The 21,980-nt window shown below is 74.5% G+C and carries 18 protein-coding genes; 9 read left to right on the top strand and 9 right to left on the bottom strand.

The window, feature by feature from the left end; all coding sequences use genetic code 11:
- Window positions 1–81 precede the first annotated feature (81 nt).
- Complete coding sequence (locus CLV70_RS05805) at window positions 82–903, bottom strand: phosphotransferase family protein (protein WP_106125318.1); 822 nt, start codon at window positions 901–903, stop codon at window positions 82–84.
- Window positions 904–1,025: 122 nt separating this feature from the next.
- Between CLV70_RS05805 and CLV70_RS05800 the strand changes: the two genes are divergently transcribed.
- Both CLV70_RS05800 and rph read left to right on the top strand, forming a co-directional pair.
- Window positions 1,026–2,654 carry an FG-GAP and VCBS repeat-containing protein gene (locus CLV70_RS05800; RefSeq protein ID WP_106125317.1) on the top strand — a complete coding sequence of 543 codons (1,629 nt, stop codon included), beginning with the start codon at window positions 1,026–1,028 and terminating at the stop codon, window positions 2,652–2,654.
- 293 nt (window positions 2,655–2,947) lie between these two features.
- The gene (gene rph / locus CLV70_RS05795; RefSeq protein ID WP_425440119.1) at window positions 2,948–5,464 is read left to right on the top strand and encodes a rifamycin-inactivating phosphotransferase; all 2,517 of its coding nucleotides are present in this window, start codon (window positions 2,948–2,950) and stop codon (window positions 5,462–5,464) included.
- A 14-nt stretch (window positions 5,465–5,478) separates the two neighbouring features.
- On the opposite strand, the gene CLV70_RS05790 is transcribed toward rph, so the two are convergent.
- Both CLV70_RS05790 and CLV70_RS05785 read right to left on the bottom strand, forming a co-directional pair.
- The gene (locus CLV70_RS05790) at window positions 5,479–6,159 is read right to left on the bottom strand and encodes a response regulator (RefSeq protein WP_106125315.1); all 681 of its coding nucleotides are present in this window, start codon (window positions 6,157–6,159) and stop codon (window positions 5,479–5,481) included.
- Entirely contained in the window at window positions 6,156–7,715 is a 1,560-nt protein-coding gene (locus tag CLV70_RS05785; protein ID WP_245908043.1) for a sensor histidine kinase, read from the bottom strand. The genes CLV70_RS05790 and CLV70_RS05785 overlap by 4 nt, the downstream gene beginning before the upstream one ends.
- A 46-nt stretch (window positions 7,716–7,761) precedes the next feature.
- Between CLV70_RS05785 and CLV70_RS05780 the strand changes: the two genes are divergently transcribed.
- The gene (locus CLV70_RS05780; protein ID WP_106125313.1) at window positions 7,762–8,715 is read left to right on the top strand and encodes a Bug family tripartite tricarboxylate transporter substrate binding protein; all 954 of its coding nucleotides are present in this window, start codon (window positions 7,762–7,764) and stop codon (window positions 8,713–8,715) included.
- Window positions 8,716–8,721: 6 nt separating this feature from the next.
- On the opposite strand, the gene CLV70_RS05775 is transcribed toward CLV70_RS05780, so the two are convergent.
- The 4 genes from CLV70_RS05775 to CLV70_RS05760 form a co-directional block, all read right to left on the bottom strand.
- Window positions 8,722–9,483 carry a hypothetical protein gene (locus tag CLV70_RS05775; RefSeq protein WP_106125312.1) on the bottom strand — a complete coding sequence of 254 codons (762 nt, stop codon included), beginning with the start codon at window positions 9,481–9,483 and terminating at the stop codon, window positions 8,722–8,724.
- Window positions 9,480–10,292 carry a hypothetical protein gene (locus CLV70_RS05770; protein WP_106125311.1) on the bottom strand — a complete coding sequence of 271 codons (813 nt, stop codon included), beginning with the start codon at window positions 10,290–10,292 and terminating at the stop codon, window positions 9,480–9,482. Before CLV70_RS05770 ends, CLV70_RS05775 begins: the two co-directional genes overlap by 4 nt.
- A 26-nt stretch (window positions 10,293–10,318) precedes the next feature.
- The gene (locus CLV70_RS05765; RefSeq protein WP_106125310.1) at window positions 10,319–11,104 is read right to left on the bottom strand and encodes a hypothetical protein; all 786 of its coding nucleotides are present in this window, start codon (window positions 11,102–11,104) and stop codon (window positions 10,319–10,321) included.
- A gap of 133 nt (window positions 11,105–11,237) precedes the next feature.
- A complete protein-coding gene (locus CLV70_RS05760; RefSeq protein ID WP_106125309.1) occupies window positions 11,238–11,642 on the bottom strand; it encodes a siderophore-interacting protein in 405 nt (134 codons plus the stop codon).
- Between CLV70_RS05760 and CLV70_RS05755 the strand changes: the two genes are divergently transcribed.
- Window positions 11,626–12,015, top strand: coding sequence for a helix-turn-helix domain-containing protein (locus CLV70_RS05755; protein WP_245908042.1), 390 nt, complete (start codon window positions 11,626–11,628; stop codon window positions 12,013–12,015). The two genes, CLV70_RS05760 and CLV70_RS05755, sit on opposite strands and share 17 nt — an antisense overlap.
- On the opposite strand, the gene CLV70_RS05750 is transcribed toward CLV70_RS05755, so the two are convergent.
- On the bottom strand, window positions 12,002–12,784 hold the full coding sequence (locus CLV70_RS05750; protein WP_106125308.1) for a DUF2927 domain-containing protein: 783 nt from the start codon (window positions 12,782–12,784) through the stop codon (window positions 12,002–12,004). The genes CLV70_RS05755 and CLV70_RS05750 overlap by 14 nt on opposite strands.
- A 188-nt stretch (window positions 12,785–12,972) precedes the next feature.
- Between CLV70_RS05750 and CLV70_RS05745 the strand changes: the two genes are divergently transcribed.
- Entirely contained in the window at window positions 12,973–14,763 is a 1,791-nt protein-coding gene (locus CLV70_RS05745) for a CehA/McbA family metallohydrolase domain-containing protein (RefSeq protein ID WP_146163967.1), read from the top strand.
- A gap of 2 nt (window positions 14,764–14,765) precedes the next feature.
- Here CLV70_RS05745 and CLV70_RS05740 read toward each other — a convergent pair whose 3' ends face one another.
- A complete protein-coding gene (locus tag CLV70_RS05740) occupies window positions 14,766–15,911 on the bottom strand; it encodes an acyl-CoA dehydrogenase family protein (protein ID WP_106125306.1) in 1,146 nt (381 codons plus the stop codon).
- 79 nt (window positions 15,912–15,990) lie between these two features.
- Here CLV70_RS05740 and CLV70_RS05735 point away from each other — a divergent pair, with 79 nt between their 5' ends.
- Genes CLV70_RS05735 through CLV70_RS05720 form a run of 4 tightly spaced genes read left to right on the top strand, consistent with a single transcriptional unit; the run spans window position 15,991 to window position 21,854 of the window.
- On the top strand, window positions 15,991–17,700 hold the full coding sequence (locus CLV70_RS05735) for an acyclic terpene utilization AtuA family protein (RefSeq protein ID WP_211303647.1): 1,710 nt from the start codon (window positions 15,991–15,993) through the stop codon (window positions 17,698–17,700).
- Window positions 17,697–19,295 (top strand): acyl-CoA carboxylase subunit beta, encoded by a 1,599-nt coding sequence (locus CLV70_RS05730; RefSeq protein WP_106125305.1) that lies wholly within the window; start codon window positions 17,697–17,699, stop codon window positions 19,293–19,295. Before CLV70_RS05735 ends, CLV70_RS05730 begins: the two co-directional genes overlap by 4 nt.
- Before the next feature lie 5 nt (window positions 19,296–19,300).
- The gene (locus CLV70_RS05725) at window positions 19,301–21,259 is read left to right on the top strand and encodes an acetyl/propionyl/methylcrotonyl-CoA carboxylase subunit alpha (RefSeq protein ID WP_106125304.1); all 1,959 of its coding nucleotides are present in this window, start codon (window positions 19,301–19,303) and stop codon (window positions 21,257–21,259) included.
- A complete protein-coding gene (locus CLV70_RS05720) occupies window positions 21,252–21,854 on the top strand; it encodes a TetR/AcrR family transcriptional regulator (protein ID WP_106125303.1) in 603 nt (200 codons plus the stop codon). The genes CLV70_RS05725 and CLV70_RS05720 overlap by 8 nt, the downstream gene beginning before the upstream one ends.
- The last annotated feature ends 126 nt before the right edge of the window (window positions 21,855–21,980 follow it).

The raw sequence follows: 21,980 nt of genomic DNA, 5'->3' as shown, positions 1-21,980 counted from the left end.
CTTGAGGGCCTCGAGCGGGGTCGCCCGCGCGGGCGCCTCGGCGATCCCCTCGGCGACCTGGAGAACCTCGGCCGTGACCGGTCAGCAGCGGTCGAGGGCGGCCCGGACCCGGTCGAGCGCCTCGGCGCGCCGGCGGTCGCGGTCCGGCATCTGATCGTCGCGGCGCCAGCGCCAGGCCGCGAACATCGCCCAGTTCACGGCGCGGTACCGGCGGATCAGGGCGGGGTCGGCGCCCGGGTAGAACGCGTCGGCCTCCTCGGGCGCGTGGGCAAGGTCGAACTCGACCGGGCCGCGGCAGCACGTGTTCAGGTCCACGAAGAGCGGGCCCTGCCGGGTGGCGAGGAGGTTGCCCGGGTGCGGCTCGCCGTGCAGGAGCTGCTCGCGGGCGGTTCCGGTGGCCGGCGCGCCGAGCGTGGCGGTGAGCAGCTTCCGGCCGTCATCGGGCAGGTCGGGTGACTGCCGCGGGTCGGCGACGACGTCCAGCGCCCTGCCGATCCGGTCGGTGAAGTGCGGTGCGTCGAGCTCGGCCCGGCGCAGGGCGGCGTGGTGCCGCAGCAGCGCGTCCGCGTGACCGGCCGGGCCGACCTCCGGCGCCACCGGCTCGTGGTAGGTCCACAGCGTGATGGCGAAGGAGTCCCGCGCGTACACCCGGGCCCCGGCCCGGGGATCGAGCCCGCCCACCGGGGCGCCCACGGCGGTGAGCCGGCGGGCGACGTCCACCTCGAACTCCGCCTCGGCGACGTCCCGGCCCGGCGCGACGCGGGCCAGCACCTCGCACGGGACCAGGCGCAGTGCGACCCGGTCCGAGTTGTGGACGACCACCACCTCGCCGACCGGCAGGCCCAGCCCGGAAACCGTCGCCCGGGCGGCCTCGACCGCGCGCCGGAGTTCTGCTCGCTCCATCGTGTCCTGTCTCCCCCGTTCGTGCCGTGCCTGATGATCACCGCGTGCCGGAAGGGTCACGCCGTGTTGGGTCTCCACTATCCGCTTCGGGGGAAGCGGACAGCACGAACGAGGGAAGTTTCTTGAACAGGAAGTACGCGGCCGCGGCCGCGATGTCCGGCATCGTCCTTGCCGTCCCGGGTCCGGCGGTGGCCCACGCCGCCGCCCCGGAGGCCCGGACGATCACCCGGGACGGCGCCTCGATCACGTTCCAGCGCGTCGCCGCACCGGCGACGCAGCGCTCCGGCTCCGGCCCGGTCACGTCCGACTTCGACGGCGACGGCCTCGACGACATCGCCGCCGCGGCCCGCGGCGGCGTCGTGGTGCGCTACTCGTCCGGGGGCCACGTCGACTACCTCGGCGGGACCGGCGGCGGTGACGCCCTGACCCTGGGCGCGGCGATCACCAGCGGCGACTTCGACAACGACGGCTACGACGACCTGGTGGTGGGCAACCCCGCGGAGGCCGACGGCACCAACCGTACGGTGGCGGGCGGATTGTGGATCTTCCCGGGTTCCGCCGACGGCCTCCGGGCGTCCGCGGTCCGCCACCTCAACCAGAGCAGCGCCGGCGTGCCCGGCGACGCCGAGGCCGGCGACGAGTTCGGCGGTGCCCTCGCGGCCGGCGACATCAACGGCGACGGCCGCGCCGACCTCGCCGTGGGCCTGCCCGGCGAGACCATCGGGACGGTTCCCGACGCCGGCGGCCTGGTCATGTTCCTGAGCGACGCGCGGGGCATCAGCACGACCGGGGCCCGCTGGCTCGACCAGGGCACGGCGTACGTGCCGGGCAGCCCGACACCGTGGGACCGGTTCGGCGACCGGCTGGCCATCGGCCACTTCAACCACGACGGCTACGGCGACCTCGCGATCGCCAGCACGGGCGAGAACGAGGGCGGCACCGGGGCGAGCCGCGGCATGGTGAACCTGATCCTCGGCGCCGGCACCGGCCTCAACGTGATCGGCGTCTTCTCGGTCGAGGGCGACGACTTCGGGACGGCGGCGCCGGGCGTGCGGCCGGTGCGGCTCGGCTACGGCGGCCTGACGATGGCCGACACCGACAAGGACGGCGCGGACGAGCTCTTCGCCGGCACGCCGGAGGCCGTCGTCGCGGGAGCCGACCGGGCCGGCATGGTGGCGGTCCTGAAGGGCGGCAACGACGGCTTCTTCGTCACGCCGTCCTCCGTGCTGACCCGCGCGACCGCCGGCGTGCCGGACGACCCGCGGGCGGGCGACGGGTTCGGCGCCGCGGTGGCCGCCGGCGACGTCACCGGGGACGGCCTCGGCGACCTGGTGGTCGGCGTCCCGGGCCAGGACGTGGTGGACGCGCCGGGAGCCCCGCGCGGCACGGTCGCCGACGCCGGCGTGACCAGCCTCTTCCGCGGCACCGCGACCGGCCTGGTCCCGCACGGCGGGGACATCTCCCAGGGATACGAGTACGTCGACGGCGTCGCCGAGCCGGGTGACCGCTTCGGCCACGACGTGCGCGTCCTGAACCTCGACGGCCGCGACGGCCTGGACGCGATCGTCTCGTCCCCGGGCGAGCACGGCACCGACCTGGGCGCCCCGGCGCCGCCGCCGGGCGACACCCCGGGCGCGATCTACGAATGCCTGGGCGGCGACCCGAACTTCATGTACGGGATCGGCTGCACCACCGGCACCGAGGTCGCGACGCCCGGCTTCGCCGCCACCGTCTACGGGTACGTCCTCTGACGGCGTGGCCGCCCGGATCACCGGTCCGGGCGGCCCAGCCGCTTGAGGAAGTGGTGCTTGGCCGTCCCGGCGGTGGAAGTCCGGCGCCTGGAACGACATGGTCGCGACGACGACGCGATCACAGCCGCGCCGCAGGCGATCCTGCCGGCCGCGACCGGCTGAAGCATCCGGTTTTCGCCGGGAGCGTGCCTCCGCCACCTTTACCGTACTGCGGACGGGGTGGCTTGCGGCAAGGCCGGGGTGGTGCCGCACAATCGGCGGCCGTTGGTGTCGGACGGCCCGGAGGTAGCTCAGTGAACGAGCCGTACACGATGGATCTCGGGGAGGCCGGCCGGGCGCACGCGGCGGCGGCCGGGGGCAAGGCCGCGAACCTGGGCGAGCTCGCGCGGATCGACGGCGTCGGCGGGCCGGCCGGGTTCTGCGTGACCACCGCCGCCTTCCGCCGGGCCGTGGCGCAGGCGCCGGCGGGCGCGGAGCTCGCCGTCCCGGACGACGTGGCGGCGGCGGTCACGGACGCGCTCAGCCGGCTGGGCGCGACGGACGCGTACGCCGTGCGCTCCAGTGCCACGGCGGAGGATCTGCCGACGGCGTCCTTCGCGGGCCAGCACGACACGTACCTGAACGTCGTCGGCACGGCGGAGGTCCTGCGGCACCTGCGCCGGTGCTGGGCGTCGCTGTTCACCGAGCGGGCCGTGGCGTACCGCCGGCAGCACGGCATCGACGACCGTACGGTGAGCATGGCCGTCGTCGTGCAGCGGATGGTGTTCCCCGAGGCGTCCGGCGTGCTGTTCACCGCCGACCCCGTCACCGGCAACCGCAGGGTGGCGACCGTGGACGCGAGCTTCGGGCTCGGCGAGGCGCTGGTCTCCGGCCTGGTGAACCCGGACGTCTACGCGGTGCGCGACGGCGCGATCGTCGCCCGTACGGTCGCCGCCAAGCAGCGTGCCGTACGCCCGCTCCCCGGCGGCGGCACGCGGGAGGAGCCGGTCGAGCGGCACCGGCAGACGCAGCCGGCCCTGACCGACGCGCAGGTGCTGCGGCTCGTGGAGCTCGGGCGGCGGATCGAGGCGCACTTCGGCAGCCCGCAGGACATCGAATGGTGCCTGGCCGGCGACGACTTCCAGATCGTGCAGAGCCGGCCGATCACCACGCTGTTCCCCGTGCCGGCCGCCCCCGGCCGGGAGAACCGGGTCTACCTCTCGGTCGGCCACCAGCAGATGATGACCGACGCCATGCGGCCGCTCGGCATCTCGCTGTGGCAGCTGACGGCCATGGCGCCGATGCTCGAGGCCGGCGGGAGGCTGTTCGTCGACGCCACCGGGCGCCTGGCCGCGCCGGGCGCCCGCGCCGCGTTCCTCACGATGATCGGCCGGTCCGACCCGCTGACCCGGGACGCGCTCGAGACGATCCTCGCCCGCGGCTTCGTCCCGGAGACCGCGGATCCGGTCCCCGCCGGGCCGCACACCGGCGGACCGCCCGACCCCATCGAGACCGATCCGGCCGTCGTCGCCGGGCTGATCGCGCGCAGCGAGGCCGCCCACGCCGCCCTGCGGCAGGCCATCCGGGCGAAGACCGGTCCCGCGCTCTTCGACTATCTGCGGGAGGAGGCGTTCCCGGAGCACAAGCGGCTTCTCGGTGACCCGCTCAGCATCCGCGCGATCATGGCGGGGATGGACGCCGCCTGGTGGCTCAACGACCGGCTGCGGGAATGGCTCGGCGAGAGGAACGCGGCTGACACCCTCACCCTGTCCGCCCCGGGCAACATCACGTCGGAGATGGGGCTGGCATTGCTCGACGTCGCCGATGCCGTCCGCCCGCATCCGGAGGTGGTGGCGTACCTGCGCGAGCACGCCGGCGACGACTTCCTGGACCGGCTGCCGGAGCTCCCCGGCGGCGCCGAGGCGCGCCGGGCCGTCGAGGCCTACCTCGACCGGTACGGCATGCGCTGCGTCGGCGAGATCGACATCACCCGGCCGCGCTGGAGCGAAGAGCCTGCCACGCTCGTGCCGCTGATCCTCGACAACGTCAGGAACTTCGCGCCGGGCGCGGCGCGGCAACGCTTCGCCCGGGGACGGCAGACGGCGCAGGCGAAGGCCCGGGAGGTGCTCGCCCGGGTCCGCGCCCTGCCGGACGGCGAGCGGAAGGCCGGGGAGACGGAACGGATGATCGATCGCGTACGCACGTTCGCCGGCTACCGCGAATACCCGAAGTACGCCGTGATCGCCCGCTACCTCGTCTACAAGCGGGCCCTGATGGCCGAGGCGGACTCCCTCGTCCGCGACGGGGTGCTCGCCGCCCGGGACGACGTGTTCTTCCTGACGTTCGGCGAATTCCACGACGCCGTACGCACCCGCCACGTGGACGGGGCGCTGATCCGGCGGCGCCGGGAGGACTTCCGGGCGTACCGGGCCCTGACGCCGCCGCGCGTGCTGACCTCGGAGGGTGAGGCGCTCAACGGGGCGTACCGGCGCGACGACGTGCCGCCCGGCGCCCTGACCGGCCTGCCCGTCTCCGCCGGCACCGTCGAGGGACGCGCCCGCGTCATCCTCGACCTGTCCGACGCCGACCTCGCACCGGGCGACATCCTGGTGACGGCCCACACGGACCCGAGCTGGACCCCGCTCTTCGTCGCCGTCGCCGGCCTGGTCACCGAGATCGGCGGCCTGATGACCCACGGCGCGGTCATCGCCCGCGAGTACGGCCTCCCGGCGGTCGTCAGCGTGACCGGCGCGACCCGCCTGATCCCCGACGGCCGGCGCATCCGCGTCCACGGCACGGACGGCTACGTCGAACTCCTCCCCGAGCCCTGAGACGGCCGGTTCCGTCAGGCCGGGGAGATCCAGCGGTAGCGGCGCTGCGGGCGGCCCGCCACACCGTAGCGGAGGCGGACCTCGGCCTTGCCCGCGCTCACGAAGTGTTCGAGGTAGCGGCGGGTGCTGACGCGGGAGAGGCCGATGCGTTCCGCGCATTCCTCTGCCGACAGGTCACCGTCGCAGGCTCGCATGGCGGCGGCTATCAGCAGCGAGGTGTCCTGGGTGAGGCCCTTGGGCATCGGGGCGGTGGTGGCCCGCAGAGCCACGAAGAGGTCGTCGACGTCGGACTGGGCGACGTCCGTGGCGGCGGCGAGGCGGCCGTGCGCCGCCGCGTAGCGTTCGAGGCGGTCGCGCAGGACGTCGAACGAGAAGGGTTTCAGGAGGTAGTGGACGACGCCGCCGCGCAGGGCCGAGCGGACCGTCGTCACGTCGCGGGCCGCGGTCAGGGCCAGGACGTCGGGGCCGCCGCCGGGCAGGGTCTCGCGCAGCCGCCGCAGCACGTCGAGGCCGGTCAGGTCGGGCAGGTAGATGTCGAGCAGCACCAGGTCCGGCTCCAGGTCGGCGACCCGGGCCAGCGCGTCGGCGCCGGTGTGGGCCACGCCGGCCGTGGCGAAGCCGGGCACCCGGTCCACGAAGCCGCGGTGGACCTTGGCCACCATGAAGTCGTCGTCGACGACCAGCACGCGGATCATCGGGCGGGCTCTTCCGCGTACGGAAGCCGGGCCGTGAAGGTGGCCCCGCTGACCGTGACCGAACCGCCGCGGTGGACGCAGATCAGCCGGATCATCGCGAGGCCGAGGCCGTGGTGGCCGTCCTGCCCGCCCTTCGTGCTGTAGCCCTGGCGGAAGACCTGCTCGGCGAGTTCCGGGCCGACGCCGGGACCGGAGTCGGTGACCGTGACGACGACCGTGCCCCCGGTGGCCCGCACGGCGACCTCGATCCAGCCACCCGGGCCGGCCGCGTCGAAGGCGTTGCCGACGAGGTTGCCGACCACGGTGACGAGGTCGGCGGAGAGCCGGTCGTCGACGGGCGGCAGGTCGGTCTCCGCGGCCAGCCTCAGGGTCACGCCCTGCTCGGCGGCCAGGCTCGCCTTCGCGATCAGCAGGGCGGCCAGCGCCGGGTCGCGCACCGCCCGGGTCACCTCCCGGTCCAGGCTCTCGTGCAGCTCGCTGGTGCGGGTGATGTACCGCACCACCTCGTCGTGCTCCCCCAGCTCGACCAGGCCGGCGATGGTGTGCAGGCGGTTGACGAACTCGTGCGCCTGGGCGCGCAGCGTGTCGGTGGTGTGCCGGACCACGTCCAGCTCGCGCCGCAGCGCGGTCAGCTCGGTGCGGTCGCGCAGGGTGGTCACCGAGCCGGCGTCGCGGCCGTGCAGCACCACCGGCTGCCGGTTGAGCACCACGACCCGCTCGTCGCTGAGCACCACCTGGTCGGCGCCGGCCGAGCGGCCGGTGAGCACGTCCAGCAGCGGGCGTTCCAGGTGCAGCTCGGCCAGGGACCGGCCGACCGCGTCGGGGCGCAGGCCGAGCAGCCGGATCGCCTCGTCGTTGACGAGCGTCACGCGCTGCGCCGAGTCGGTGCCGATGACGCCCTCCCTGATGCCGTGCAGCATGGCCTCCCGATGCTCGGCCAGGCCGCGGATCTCGCGCGGTTCCATGCCGAGCGTCTGCCGTTTCACCCGCCGGCTCAGCAGCAGGGAGCCGCCGACGCCGAGGGCCGCGCCGAGCACGAGGTAGGTGAGCAGGTTGGTCAGGGCGCTGCCGAGCCGGTCGACCACGGTCGGATAGGTGCGCCCCACGACGATCAGCCCGAGGAACCGGCCGTCCCGCTCGTCGAGCACCGGGACGTGCGCGACCAGGACCTTCGGGCCGTCGTCGAGCACGCCCACCCAGGACCGCCCGGTCAGCGCGGTGCTCGCGCCGAGCGGCACCCGCCGGCCCGCGTCGGGTCCGGTCACGAGGGTGCCGGCGGCGTCGGCGACGACCACGTAGGACGCCCCGGAGACGGCACGGGCGCTCTCCGCGACCGTCTCGAGGGCGTCGCGGCCGAGCGGGGTTCCCAGACCGAGTCTCACCGTACGGTTGATCGCCGCGTTCTCGCCCACCGACCGCAGCCGCTGGCCCTCGGAGCGCCGGAAGGAGGCGTCCGCCTCGGCGACGGACACGGCGGCGACCGCCCCGACCACCAGCAGCACGATGGCGAGCTGGAGCAGGAGCAACTGCCCGGCGAGGGAGAGCCGCTGTCTCATCTGTTGCATCCTGCGCCGATCGGCCCGGCTGCGCCAGACTGTGCGGATGCGGCGGCGCACCCTTCTCGGCGGCGCGCTGGCGGCTGCCCTGACGGGGTGCGGCGGGCCGCCGGACGACCTGCGGATCATGGTGCCCAACCCGCCGGGCAGCGGGTACGACCTGACGGCCCGGGTGCTGGCGACCGCGCTGGAGACGGCCGGCATCGCCCCCGGCGTGGAGGTGTTCAACCTGCCCGGCGGCAGCGGCACGGTCGGGCTGCGGCGGCTCGCGTACGAGCGCGGCAACCCGCGCCTGCTCATGCTGATGGGCCTCGGCCTGGTCGGGGCGGAGATCACCGCCGGCGCCGCGGCGGGCCTGCGGGACACCACGGCGGTCGCCCGGCTCGTGCAGGAGCCGTCGATCCTCGTGGTGCGGCGGGATTCACCGTACGGGTCGCTGGACGCCCTCGTCGGCGCGTGGCGGGCGGATCCCGCGGGCGTGCCGGTGGGCGGCGGTTCCTCGGCGGGCGGCCCGGACCACCTGGCGGCGATGCTGCTCGCCGAGGCGGCCGGGCTGGCACCGGCCCGGGTGGCGTACCGGCGCCACGACGGCGGCGGGGACCTGCTCGCGGCGCTGCTCGGCGGCGAGGTCGCGTTCGCGATGTCCGGGCTCGGCGAGTACGCGGGCCAGCTCGGCTCCGGGCAGCTACGGGCCCTGGCGGTGACCAGCGGGCGGCCGGTGCCCCAGGTGCCGGCCCCGACCGTACGCGCGGCCGGCCTGGACGTGGTCCTCGACAACTGGCGGGGCATCGTGGCACCGCCCGGCCTGCCCCCGGACGCCGTGACGCGGCTGCGCACCCTCGTCGCGACGGTGGCGCGATCGGCGCCGTGGGAACAGGCCCGGGCCCGCTTCGGCTGGACCGGCGCCTACCTGGACGGCGCCGGCTTCGCCGCGTTCATGGCCGAGGAGCGGCAACGGGTCGCAGGGGTCCTGCGCCGGCTCGGCCTCCGCAGCGGCTGACCGGTGTCAGCCGCGAGCCGCCAGCAGCTGTGGCAGGGCAGCGATCGCCACGCCGCGGCTCGTCTGAGCGTCCACCGCGGCGATCGCCGCGGTGTACGGGATCGCCGGCTCGGGGCGTCCCGGCAGCCAGCCCTTGAGCATGGTGTCGGTGCCGACGATGCCCGGGTAGAGCTGGCACGTGACGGTGACCTCGTAGATGTGCCGCGGGTTGTCGTCGAACATCCAGTCGTGCGAGCAGGCCGGCACCAGCCGCGCCACGACCGCGTGGTAACCGCCGACGAGGCTGTCGAGCAGCGCGGTGGTGGAGAGGCCGTACTTGGCGTACCCGACCATCGCGATGGAGTAGATGACCCCCATCAGCTTGCCGATGTTGTCGGCCGCCGGAAGACCCTGCACGGCGTTGAAGTAGGACGTGGACAGGTACGCGCAGTCGACCGCCCCGTTGACGAACGGCCCCAGCAGGCTGCCCGGCATGCTGTCGATCTGGGCGACCTTCGTGACGGCGGCCTGGGTGCAGGCCTCCACGTCGGCGGCGGCGATGGCGTCGATGTGATCGAGGATCTCCTGCTTGGAGTTCTCGACCGCGGCGATGATCTCCCGCTTCGCCCGCTCCAGCCCGCCATCACCGCCGGACAGCGACTGCACCACGCTGACGACCACCGCGGCCCACTGCGCGACGGACGCCTGGACGGGTCGTGCGGTGCCGCTGACGGTGATGACGATCGCGGCCACCGCGGCCACGACGACCCTGCTCAGGCTGCTCTTCATGGGAGCCGGACCCCTTCCCGGATCAGTTCGGCGAGCAACCGCTCCGCGTCCGGCAGGACGGTGCGCGCCATCGTGTAGTCCTCGACCAGGCCCGGGTCGATCTGCCCGGGGATCGGGGCGCTGCCGTCGATGGTGTACGAGTCGCTGCCCGCCCAGTACTCCGCGCGCACGGTCCGGCCGTCGAACTCGCAGACGTAGGAGACGTAGCCCGCGCTGGGCAGGCTGTTGCGGGCGCAGTCGGGCTGCATCTCGCGGATGAGCTGCTCGAGGCCCTGGCGCAGGTACGGGCGCTGGCCGGCCGCGAGGTTGGTGCCCTCGTCGGCGTCCACCATGAGGTAGGCGGCGTTCAGCTCGGCGAAGAGCACGATCATCGCGCGACCCACGGCGTCCAGGGCGCCGTCGTCGGCGGCGACCGTGGTGAGGTGGGCCTTGGCCGAGTACGCCGCGTCGTGCGTGCTGTTGATCGCGGGCCCGGCGAGCCACGGCACCCGCAGCAGCTCGACCTTCGTGACGGCGGCCTCGGCCTTGCCGCGCAGCTCGCTGGTCAGCTGATCGTCGAGGCGGTCGAGCACGTCGCTCTTCGCCCCGTTGACGGCGCCGATCACCTGCTGGATCAGCTCGTTGATCTCGGCCACCGAGTAGCTGCCGTCGCTGCCCTTGTCGTACGCGCTGATGAAGAACTGGATGAACGTCTCGTAGGTGGCGTCGGCCCGGGCCGGTGCCGGGGCGGCGGCCACGGCCGCCCCGGTCAGGGCCAGGCCGGCCGCGGCGGCGGTGAGGCCACGCCGCAGGAGTCCCGCCTTTCGCACTGTCTTCTCCTCGGATCTCGGGGCCGCTACGCCGCGCGCAGCGCCGGCAGGGCGTGGACGGCCGTGGCGTAGGAGGTGTTCCGGCCCGCCTGCAGCCGCACCGCGTCGAAGTCCGCCTCGGTCGGGGAAGCGGGGAAGATCGTGTTGTACGTCGTGTTGGCGAGGTCGCCGTTGTACGCCTCGCACCAGACGATCCAGTACATCGGGTCGCCGGGACGCGGGCGCACCTCGTTGTCCTGCAGCGCGTCCTGCATGCCGCAGCGGGTCGGTTTCATCTTCACGGCGACGGCCTCGTACCCGGTGATCAGGTTGCCGAGCAGGGACCGGGTGCTGAGGCCGTACTTGGCGAAGCCGGTCATCGCGATCGCGTAGATGACCCCCATGAGCTTGCCGATGTTGTCGGCCGCCGGGAGGCTCTGCACGGTGTTGAAGTAGGAGCTGGAGAGATGGGCGCAGTCGACCGCCCCGTTGACGAACGGGCCGAGCAGGCTGCCCGGCATGCTGTCGATCTGGGCGAACTTGGTGACCGCGGACTGGGTGCACGCCTCGACGTCGGCGGCGGCGATGGCGTCGATGTGGGCGAGGATCTCCTGCTTCGAGCTCTCCACCGCGTGGATGATCTGCTGCTTGGCGGCCTCGAGCTGGGCGTCGTTGCCGCCCCCGCCGCTGTTCGCCGCGAGCGTCGACACCGCGGTGATGATCACTTCGAACCAGTTGACGATGGAGGCCTGGGCCGGCCGGGCCGGAGCGACCGCACCGGCCGTGAGGACCAGGCTTGCCGCTACGGCCGCACCGAGCGTCTTCAGTCTCATGTGCACGGGAACCCCCTCCGACTCCCCCGGGGCGGGGAGTCAGGCCCATCCAAGCAACGACGGGCGGCCGGGGAGTACGGAAGTTCGCGCAAACACGGGCAGGCGATTTGCCACCGTCGGGTATGGACAGGCGTCAGCCGGCGCTGGCCCGTCCGTGCTTCCAGTAGCCGAGGAACGCCACGTCCGAGCGGGGGACGCCGCGGTCGCCGACGAGGTGGCGGCGGACGCCGGTGGCGAGGGCCGACTCCCCCGCGGCCCAGGCGTAGAAGGGCCCGGGGCGCAGGGTCAGGTCGCGGACGGCCCGCAGCGCGAGCGTTCCCGGACGGGCGGCGGGTTCGTCGCGGGGCAGCCAGTGGATCGTCGTGCCGGCCGGTGTGGCGATGCCGGTACGCACATCCGCGGCGGTGGGCACCTCGACGAAGACCTCGGCGGGCAGGTCGCCGCCTTCCAGGATCGCGAGGATCGCCGGCAGCGCGCTCTCGCTGGAGCGCCCCGGGGCGTACGAACGGCTCCGGGCGGTCGTGCTCGACGAGCTCACCGAGGCCCCCGAGCACTCGCTGCACCTGCCCGAGCCCCACGACGACCGGCTGCGCGCCGTCACCGACCTGCTGCACACCGACCCCGCGCGGAACACCACGCTGGCCGAGCTGGGGCGCTCGGCCGGCGCGAGCGAGCGCACCCTGAGCCGGCTGTTCCACACCGAACTGGGCATGAGCTTCCACCGGTGGCGCACGGTCCTGCGGATCCACCACGCGCTGATCCACCTCACCGACGGGCGGTCGGTCACCGAGACCGCGACCGCGTGCGGGTGGTCCAACCCGTCCAGCTTCATCGACGCGTTCACGGCCGTGGTGGGCCAGACGCCGGGGCGTTACCAGGCGGAGCTGCGCGCGGCTCCTACGACACGATGACCGCGCGGGTGACGGCGTCCCGCCCGTCGCCCGGGTGCACCGCTCCGCCGTACAGGAGCCTGATCAGTTTCTCGTCGAGCCGGGAGTAGCGCGTCGGGGTCGCCCAGTAGCGCCCGTAGAAGACGCTGTCCGGGTAGTCGTCGGCGTCGCGCATCAGGCCCATGCTCTGGGTGAGCTCCTCGCGGATGAGGTGGCAGCGCACGGTCGCGCCGATGCCCGCGGTGCGGATCAGCACCGTGCCCGCGGTGATGGCGTGGTCGCCGGCCCACTTGACCGAGAAGAACCCGTCGTTGTCGCGGACGTACGCCGGCTCGACCGCCCGGAAGCGCGAGACGGGACCGAAGAACATGCGGATGTCGGCGGTGCCGCCGCCGGTCAGCCGCAACTTCGTGGTGGCGCTCAGCGCGTTGAAGTCCGCGACGACCCGCTCGAGGCAGTCGCGGCTGGCGGCGCTGACCGTGCCGTCGGTGCGGACGGTCACCACCGGTTTCGTCCAGCGGACGACCACGCTGAGCTCGTCGCCGTACTCGGCACCCAGGGCGATCTTGAAGAAGTAGGCCAGCGCGGCCCGGCTCACCTTCGGCCTGGCGACGGCCGGCGGTACGGCGGACGGCGTCCCGGACGGGCTCGCCGGGGCGGAGGCGGCGACGGTCGGCGTCGCGTCCGCGACCGGGGCGGGCGGATTGCAGGCCGACAGGGCGGGCGCGGCGCTCAGCAGGACCGCGGCGACGGCACCGGAGCAGAGCCGTCGGCGAACTCGTGCAGCCAAGCGGATCCTCCGGGTGTGCGGGCCTCGGACCGGAATCCTACGTCGGCCGGGCGATGCCGGGGTGCCGCAGGCGTTTAGCACAGATGCGGACCGTTCGCGGCAGTTCGCGGGATGTCCTCTCGGACGTGGGCCGGGGCGGCACAGTCGTAGGGCGTAGGCCTTTCCGCCGGGTACGTCACGGAGGAGTCATGTCCGAGCATCGACCCGTCGCTCGCCGTACCGTGCTCGCCGCCGCCGCGACCGGCGCGGGCCTGTCCGTCGCCGGTGGTGACCCGGCCGCCGCGGGCGGGGAGCCGCTGCGGCCGGTCAGCATGGCGATGCACCTGCACGGGCCGTTCAGCGAGGGCGGCGCCAGCTACGAGGCGCACCTGCAGCAGGCCCGCCGGCTCGGCGTCGACCTGGTGTGGTGGACCGACCACGACTGGCGCGTCGCCGCGCACGACCACCGCAGGAAGGTGCACTTCGACGGCGCCACCGAGCTCGAGAAGGGCCTGGCCTGGACCTGGACGCCGCAGACCGAGGGGGTGCTGGCGAACGCGGTCGTCACGTTCGTCCCCGCGCCGGCCGCGCCCGGCGACTCCGGGCGGGCGATGCGGCTGACCGCGCTCGGCGCCGCCTCCGCGGGCGGGATCCTGTGGCAGGCGGGGTCCGCGTGGAACTCGGCGTACCACACGTGCGTGGCGGACACGGTGCTCGAGCTGGACGTGTTGCCCGAGCAGGCCGGTCCGGACGCGGTGCTGCTGGTGCAGATGAAGCTGTCGTACCACCCGGCGCGGGGTCAGCAGCCGGCCGGCGAGTACGTGCTGCGGTACCGCGTCGGCGGGGCGGGGCAGCCGGCGTACACGACTCTCGGTCTGCTCGGGATCGTCGACGTGCCGGCGCCGGCGGGCACCTGGACCCGCCTGTCGCTGCGGCTCGTCGAGGACATCGCCCGGCTCTGGCCCGAACTGGTCGCCCCGGACAACAGCATGCGCGGCCTGCGGATCGGCGTGTCCGCGGGCCCGGGACGGCAGGCCGGGTTCGTCGTCGACCGGCTCGTCCTCCGCCGCGAGCGCCGGGCCGGCCAGGGCGGCGAGGAACTGCGGGCCGAGGTGCTGGAGCACTACGCCGGCGAGTACGAGGACGTCAAGCAGTACCGGGCGTACGAGATCTCCCTGGTACGCCACCTGAACTGGTACGGCGGCGACCAGACCCTGCCGCCCTTCCCGTCACCCCCGGCCCGCGACGACGACCCGGCGGCGGCGGCGAAGATGATCGACTGGCTGCACGGCCACGGCGGCATCGTCTGCTGGAACCACCCGATGGACGTCGAGACCCGCGAGGGCCTGGCCCGCCTGATGATCGAGCGGCACAAGCTCGGCGCGGACCTCGTCGAGATCGGCCGCGAGCCGCAGGAGGACCTGCTGTGGGTCTACGACGTGGCGGCCCGCAACGCCCTCTTCTTCACCGCGGTGGGCGCCAGCGACGAGCACGACGGCGTCGACTGGCTGGCCGGCCCGGAACGCTTCCTCACGTACGCCTGGGCCCCGTCGCGCCGCCGCGGCGACGTCGTCGCCGCCCTGCGCCGCGGCGCCGCCTGGTTCGTCGACCCGCTCTACTACCGCGGCTCCCTGGACCTGCTCGCCGGCGGCCGCCCGGCGATGGGCGCCGTCCACGTCACCAGGGCCGCGACGGTGAAGGTCGACGCGGTGGCGACCTCCCTCCCGGCCGGCTCGGTCCTGGAGATCGTGACGGGCGCGGCGGACCGGGCCGGCACCCGCAAGCTGGCCCCGTCGGTGTCGGTCCAGCGTGTCCCGGCCGGGTCGGTCCCGGCGGCCGGCTTCCGGGTGAAGGTGCGCCCGGGCCCCGGCGCCTACGTACGCACCCAGGTCCGCCTCGCCGACAACCGCCTGGTGGGCGCCGGGAACCCGGTCTGGTTCCTGCCGAAGGCCCCCTCCCGCGGCATCCCGTCCGACCGCAGACGAACCCTGCCGTCCTGAGCTCAGGCGGGCAGGCCGTCGAGGCGGGCGAGGACCTGGAGCATCACCTCGTCGGCGCCCGCGCCGATGGAGACCAGCCGGGTGTCGCGGAGCATGCGGGCCGTCCAGGTCTCCTCCAGGTAGCCCATGCCGCCGTGGAACTGAAGGCACCAGTCGGCCACCTCGCGGACCAGGCGGCCCGCCTTGAGCTTGGCGACGGTGGCGAGGCGGGTGACGTCCTCGCCGGCCATCAGGGCCTCGCAGGTGATCAGGTTGTGGCTGCGGAGCAGGTCCACCTCCGCCTGGAGCTCGGTGAGGCGGAAGGTGACGTACTGGCGGTCGGCGAGCGGGCTGCCGAAGACCGTACGGTCGCGGGCGAACGCCCGGGTGCGCTCGAGGGCGTACTGGCACTGCCCGACGGTGGTGTACGCGGCGAAGAGGCGCTCGGTCACGAACTGCCGCATCTGCTGCTGGAAGCCGCGGCCGATCTCCCCGATGGTGTTGGCGACCGGCACGCGCACCTCGTCGAGCACCAGTTCGGCGGTGTCGGAGCAGCGGTTGCCGAGCTTCTCGAAGGTCCGGGCCACGCCGAAGCCGGGCGTGGCGGTAGGCACGACGATCTGCGACATGCCGCGGTAGCCGCCCTCGTCGGACGTCCGGGCGAGCAGGCACACCCAGTCGGCCTGGGCACCGTTGGTGATGTAGACCTTGCGGCCGCTGATGACCCAGTCGTCGCCGTCGCGGACCGCGCGGGTGCGCAGGCGGGACACGTCCGATCCGGTGTCCGGCTCGGTCACGGCGATGGCGGTGACCGCGGTGCCGGCGACGGCCGGGGCGAGGTAGCGCTGCTTCAGCTCCTCGGTGCCGTACTCGTGCAGCGACGGCGTCGCCATCATCGCCTGGACGCCGAGGGCCATCCCGACGCCGCTCGCGTGCATCCGGCCGTACTCCTCGGCGGCGACCAGCTGGAAGCTCGCGTCCGCGCCCTCGCCGCCGTACGCCGGGTCGTATTCGAGGCCGAGCAGGCCGAGCGCCGCGGCCTTGGGGAACAGGTCGTGCAGCGGCACCCGCCCGGCCGCCTCCCACGCGTCGACGTGCGGGTTCACCTCGGCGTCGACGAACCGGCGGACGCTGTCGGAGAAGGCGCGGTGGTCATCGTTGAGGCGCATCCGCCGACGGTAGCGAAACGCCGGCCGGAGAAACAAGCGCGCTTGCTTGTTTTTGCCCGCTGTGCCAGTGTCAGCGGGCATGAGCCGCATTTCCGACCCCGGTCCGCTGCGGGTCGGCAACTGCTCCGGGTTCTACGGCGACCGGCTGTCCGCCATGCGCGAGATGCTCGAGGGCGGCGAGCTGGACGTGCTGACCGGCGACTACCTCGCCGAGCTGACCATGCTGATCCTGGCCCGGGACCGGGCGTCGGATCCGTCGGCCGGCTACGCGCGCACGTTCCTCACCCAGCTGCGCGACTGCCTGCGGCTGGCGCTCGACCGGGGCGTGCGCATCGTCAGCAACGCCGGCGGCGTCAACCCGGAGGGCCTGGTGGCGGCCGTCCGGGAGCTGGGCCTCTCCCCCAGGATCGCCCTCGTGCGCGGCGACGACCTGACCGGCCGGGCGGCCGAGCTCGGCCTGGGCTCACCGCTCGGCGCGCACGCGTACCTCGGCGCCTTCGGGATAGCCCGCGCCCTGGCCGCCGGGGCCGACCTGGTCGTCACCGGCCGGGTCACCGACGCCTCGCTGGCCGTCGGGCCGGCGATCGCGCACTTCGGCTGGGCACGCACCGACCTCGACGCGCTCGCCGGGGCCACCGTGGCCGGCCACGTGATCGAGTGCGGCACCCAGGCCACCGGCGGCAACTACGCGTTCTTCACCGAGGTCGCCGACCCGCTGCACCCCGGCTTCCCCATCGCCGAGATCCACCGCGACGGCACCAGCGTCATCACCAAGCACCCCGGCACCGGCGGCGCGGTCACGGTCGGCACGGTCACCGCCCAGCTCGTGTACGAGGTGGGCGACGCACGCTATGCGGGGCCGGACGTCACCACCCGCCTCGACACGGTGTCGTTGCGGCAGGCGGGCCCGGACCGGGTCGAGATCGCAGGCGTACGCGGCGAGCCCCCACCGCCGGAGCTGAAGGTCTCGTGCACCTCGATCGGCGGCCACCGCAACGAGCTGACCGTGGTGCTGACCGGGCTGGACGTCGAGGCCAAGGCCGCGCTGTTCCGGCGCCAGTTCGAGGCGTCCCTGCATACGGTGCCGGCGGAGCTGGTCTGGAGCCTGGCCCGGCTCGACACCGCGGACGCGCCCACCCAGCAGCAGGCGTCCGCCCTGCTCACCGCCGTCGCCCGGGACCCCGATCCGCGGGTGGCCGGGCGGGCGTTCAGCGGCGCGGCCGTCGAGCTGGCGCTGGGCTCGTACCCGGGCTTCTTCGCCACGACGCCGCCCGGCAACGCTCACCCGTACGGTGTCTTCACGGCCGGCTCCGTGCCGCAGGCCGCGCCGGCGCACGAGGTGGTGCTGCCCGACGGCAGCGCCGAGGCGATCGGCCCGCCGCCGCTCACCCGGCCGCTCGCGCCGCTGACCGGCCCCGGTCCCGCCCCGGCGCCCGGCGGCTCACCGGTGCGCCGGCTGCCGCTCGGCACGCTGGCCGGGGCTCGGTCGGGCGACAAGGGCGGGGACGCGAACGTCGGGGTGTGGGTGCGCGACGAGGCCGCGTACCCCTGGCTGTCGGCCCTGCTGACCGAGGAGACCGTGCGGGAGCTGCTGCCGGAGACCCGCGGGCTGCCGCTGCGGATCACCCGGCTGCCGGGGATCCTGGCCGTCAACATCGTCGTCGAGGGGCTGCTGGGGCTGGGCGTCGCCTATCAGGGGCGGTTCGACCCGCAGGCCAAGGGGCTCGGCGAATGGCTGCGCTCGCGGCTCGTGCCGATCCCGGAAGCACTGCTGGAGGGAGCACTGTGACGATATTGAGGTCCGCGCTCGACCCGGCGGCGCCGGAGGCCCGCGCCGCCCGGGAGGCGATGCTCGAGGCGCTGGCCGCCGTCGGCGCCGAGACCGCCCGGGCCGTGGCCGGCGGCGGGGAGAAGGCGGTCGCCCGGCACCATGCCCGCGGCAGGCTGACCGCCCGGGAGCGCATCGAACTGCTGCTCGACCTCGATTCGCCGTTCCTGGAGCTGGCCGCGCTGGCCGGCTACGGCTCGCCGTTCACGGTCGGCGGCAGCGTCGTGGCCGGCATCGGGGTGGTCAGCGGCGTGGAGTGCCTGCTGGTCGCCAACGATCCGACGGTGAAGGGCGGCGCGAGCAACCCCTGGTCGCTGCGCAAGACGCTGCGGATGCACGAGATCGCGCTGCAGAACCGGCTCCCGGTGATCAGCCTGGTCGAGTCCGGCGGCGCCGACCTGCCCACCCAGAAGGAGGTCTTCATCCCCGGGGGCGCGGTCTTCCGCAACCTCACCCGCCTGTCCGCCGCCGGGATCCCGACGATCGCGCTGGTCTTCGGCACGTCGACCGCCGGCGGGGCGTACCTGCCGGGGATGAGCGACCACGTGGTGATGATCGAGAAACGGTCCAAGGTGTTCCTCGCCGGCCCCCCGCTGGTGCGGGCGGCGACCGGCGAGGAGTCCGACGACGAGTCGCTGGGCGGCGCGGACATGCACGCGCGGGTCTCCGGCCTCGCCGACCACTACGCGCTGGACGAGCAGGACGCCATCCGGATCGGGCGGCGCATCGTCGCCCGGCTGAACTGGCGCAAGGCCGGCGGGCCGGCGACCGCCTCGCCCCGGCCGCCCCGCTACGCCGCCGACGAGCTGCTGAGCATCGTGCCGCCGGACCTGAAGGCGCCGTTCGACCCCCGCGAGATCATCGCCCGGATCGCCGACGACAGCGACTTCGACGAGGTCAAGCCGCGGTACGGCAGCTCGCTGGTGACCGGCTGGGCGCAGCTGCACGGCTACCCGATCGGCATCCTGGCCAACGCCCGCGGGGTGCTGTTCAGCGCCGAGTCGCAGAAGGCCGCCCAGTTCATCCAGCTCGCGAACCGGTCCCACACGCCCCTGCTGTTCCTGCACAACACCACCGGCTACATGGTCGGCCGGGAGTACGAGCAGGGCGGCATCATCAAGCACGGCGCCATGATGATCAACGCGGTGTCGAACTCGACGGTCCCGCACCTGTCGCTGCTGGTCGGCAACTCGTACGGGGCCGGCCACTACGGCATGTGCGGGCGGGCGTACGACCCCCGGTTCGTGTTCTCGTGGCCGAGCGCCCGCTCCTCGGTGATGGGGGCGCAGCAGCTCGCCGACGTCACCTACATGGTGTCGAAGGCATCCGCCCTGGCCCAGGGCAAGCCGTTCGACGAGGACGGCGCGCAGATGGTGCGCCGGGCGATCGAGCGGCAGATCTCCGCCGAGGCGATGCCCGTGGTGCTGTCCGGGCTCGTGTACGACGACGGCATCATCGACCCGCGCGACACCCGCGACGTCCTCGGCGTGGCCCTGTCCGCGATCCATACCGCACCCGTCCACGGCACCGACGCCTTCGGCGTCTTCCGGATGTGAGCCCCATGCCCTTCTCCAGCGTCCTGGTCGCCAACCGCGGCGAGATCGCCCGCCGGGTCTTCGCCACCTGCCGGCGGCGCGGGCTGGCCACCGTCGCCGTCTTCTCCGACGCGGACGCGGGCTCCCCGCACGTCCGGGAGGCGGACAGCGCGGTGCGCCTGCCCGGGGTGACGCCCGCGGACACGTACCTGCGGGCCGATCTCCTCATCGACGCGGCCCGCCGGGCGGGCGCCGACGCCGTCCACCCCGGTTACGGCTTCCTCTCCGAGAACGCCGGCTTCGCCCGTGCCGTCCTCGGCGCGGGACTGACCTGGATCGGCCCCGGGCCGGCGGCGATCGAGGCGATGGGCAGCAAGGTCGAGGCGAAGCGGCGGATGGCGGCGGCGGGCGTCCCGGTGCTCGCGGAGCTCGACCCGGCCGGCGTCACCGAGGCGGATCTGCCGGTGCTGGTGAAGGCGTCGGCAGGCGGCGGCGGGCGCGGCATGCGCGTGGTGCGCGAGCTCGGCGAGCTGGCCGGGGCCGTGGCGTCCGCCTCCCGCGAGGCCGCCACCGCCTTCGGCGACCCCACCGTCTTCTGCGAGCGGTACCTGGAGTCCGGCCACCACGTCGAGGTGCAGATCCTCGCGGACGGGCACGGCACGGTGTGGGCGCTCGGCGAGCGCGAATGCTCGCTGCAACGGCGGCACCAGAAGGTCATCGAGGAGGCGCCGTCGCCGCTGGTCGACCGGATCGGCGGGGACCTGCGCACGCGCCTGCTCGCGGCGGGCCGCGACGCCGCGGCGGCGGTCGGCTACCTCGGCGCGGGCACGGTCGAGTTCCTCGCCGACGGGACCGGCGGCTTCTGGTTCCTCGAGATGAACACCCGGCTCCAGGTCGAGCATCCGGTCACCGAGGCGGTCACCGGCACCGACCTGGTCGCGCTCCAGTTCGACATCGCCGCGGGGCGCCCGCTCAGCGGTCCGGAGCCGGCCATGACCGGCCACAGCATCGAGGCGCGACTGTACGCCGAGAGCCCCGCCGACGACTGGCGCCCGCAGACCGGCACGCTCGTGCGGTTCGAGGTGCCCGGCGTGGCGGCGGAGTTCGGGCGTACCGGGCCGGACGGGCTCCGGCTGGACTCCGGAGTGGACGACGGCAGCGAGGTGGGGCCGCACTACGACGCCATGCTCGCGAAGGTGGTCGCGTACGCCCACGACCGCGGGGCAGCCGCCGGGCAGCTCGCCGCCGCCCTCCGCCGGTCCCGCATCCACGGCGTGACCACCAACCGCGACCTGCTGGTGGCGACGCTGGAGCACCCGGACTTCCGGGCGGGCACCGCGGACACCGGTTTCTACGCCGCGCACCCGCCGGCCGGGCTGATCGCCGCCGTCGCCCCGGACCCGGAACCGGCCGCCCTGGTCGCGGCGCTGGCCGACGCGGCCGCCGAGCGCGGGCCGCTGCTGCCCGGGGTGACGAGCGGGTTCCGCAACCTCCCGGTCGGCTTCCGCACCCGGACCTACGAGGTGGCCGGGCGCGAGCTCGCCGTCCGCTACCGCTTCGGCCACGACGGCCTCGAGGTCGACGGGCGGGGCGCCGTCAGCGCGGTCGAGGTGGCCGGCGACGCCGTCGTGCTGGAGCTGGACGGTGTCCGGCGGCGCTGGACCGTGGGCCGCTTCGCCGACCGCGTGGTCGTCGACGGGCCGCGCGGCGCCGTGGAGCTGCGCCGCGTGCCGCGCTTCACCGACCCCTCCGCCCAGCTGCCGGCCGGGGCGCTGGTGGCGCCGATGCCCGGCACGGTGGTCCGGGTGGAGGTGACGGTCGGCGACACCGTGGCGGCCGGCCAGCCGCTGATCCGGCTCGAGGCCATGAAGATGGAGCACGTGGTGCACGCGCCCGCCGCCGGCACGGTGGCCGAGCTGCCGGTGGCGGTCGGGCGGCAGGTCGCCCAGGACACCACGCTGGTCGTGCTGACCGCCGATGGCTGACACGGAACCCCGGCAGGACCGGTCCCGGGCCACCCGCCGCCGGCTGCTGGAGACGACGATCCGGTGCCTGGCGCGGCACGGGTGGGAGGTCTCGACGGTGGCGTTCATCGCCGCGCAGGCCGGCATCAGCCGCGGGGCGGTCCAGCACCACTTCCGCACCCGGGAGGCGCTGATCCTGGCCGCCCTCGAGCACATGTTCGAGGAGCGGGCGGCCCTGCTCGACGCCCTCCCCGACCCCGGCGGCAGCGGCCCCGACCGGGTGCACGCGGTCGTCACCGGCCTGGTCGACGCCATCGGGGGCGAGCTGTTCCGGGCGGCGCTTCAGGTGTGGACCGTGGCCGCCGCCGACCCGGAGCTGCGCGCCACCGTGGTGCCGCTGGAGCGCCGCTTCGCCCGCGGCGTGCACCGCCGGGCCGTACGCCTGCTCGGCGTCGACGACGCGGACCCGGCCCTGCGCGCCCTCATCCAGGCGACCCTCGACCTGGCCCGCGGCCTCGCCCTGGCCGACGTCCTCACCGACGACTCCCGCCGCCGCGCCCGCGTCGTCCGGGCCTGGTCGGACCAGCTGGCCGCCGCCCTGCACGCCACCGCATAGCTCGCCACCGCCCAGCCCGCCACCGCCCAGCCCGCCACCGCGGAGCCGGGCTTTCCCGCCGCCGCGGGACCCCGGGTGCGGACCAGGCCCGTCGAGGCCCGCACCCGCGACGGCGGCGCGCCCGGT

The organism is Pseudosporangium ferrugineum (genome assembly GCF_003002065.1).
Classification (GTDB): Bacteria; Actinomycetota; Actinomycetes; order Mycobacteriales; family Micromonosporaceae; genus Actinoplanes; species Actinoplanes ferrugineus_A.
The sequence above is the reverse complement of the archived record's forward strand: the minus strand, read 5'-3'. Positions and strand labels throughout refer to the sequence as shown.

Bases quoted from the DNA above. Each gene is read 5' to 3' on its own strand.
- CLV70_RS05805 (WP_106125318.1), bottom strand. From the start codon at position 903: ATGGAGCGAGCAGAACTCCGGCGCGCGGTCGAGGCCGCCCGGGCGACG.
- CLV70_RS05790 (WP_106125315.1), bottom strand. From the start codon at position 6,159: ATGATCCGCGTGCTGGTCGTCGACGACGACTTCATGGTGGCCAAGGTC.
- CLV70_RS05785 (WP_245908043.1), bottom strand. From the start codon at position 7,715: ATGAGACAGCGGCTCTCCCTCGCCGGGCAGTTGCTCCTGCTCCAGCTC.
- CLV70_RS05780 (WP_106125313.1), top strand. From the start codon at position 7,762: ATGCGGCGGCGCACCCTTCTCGGCGGCGCGCTGGCGGCTGCCCTGACG.
- CLV70_RS05775 (WP_106125312.1), bottom strand. From the start codon at position 9,483: ATGAAGAGCAGCCTGAGCAGGGTCGTCGTGGCCGCGGTGGCCGCGATC.
- CLV70_RS05765 (WP_106125310.1), bottom strand. From the start codon at position 11,104: ATGAGACTGAAGACGCTCGGTGCGGCCGTAGCGGCAAGCCTGGTCCTC.
- CLV70_RS05745 (WP_146163967.1), top strand. From the start codon at position 12,973: ATGTCCGAGCATCGACCCGTCGCTCGCCGTACCGTGCTCGCCGCCGCC.
- CLV70_RS05740 (WP_106125306.1), bottom strand. From the start codon at position 15,911: ATGCGCCTCAACGATGACCACCGCGCCTTCTCCGACAGCGTCCGCCGG.
- CLV70_RS05735 (WP_211303647.1), top strand. From the start codon at position 15,991: ATGAGCCGCATTTCCGACCCCGGTCCGCTGCGGGTCGGCAACTGCTCC.
- CLV70_RS05725 (WP_106125304.1), top strand. From the start codon at position 19,301: ATGCCCTTCTCCAGCGTCCTGGTCGCCAACCGCGGCGAGATCGCCCGC.
- CLV70_RS05720 (WP_106125303.1), top strand. From the start codon at position 21,252: ATGGCTGACACGGAACCCCGGCAGGACCGGTCCCGGGCCACCCGCCGC.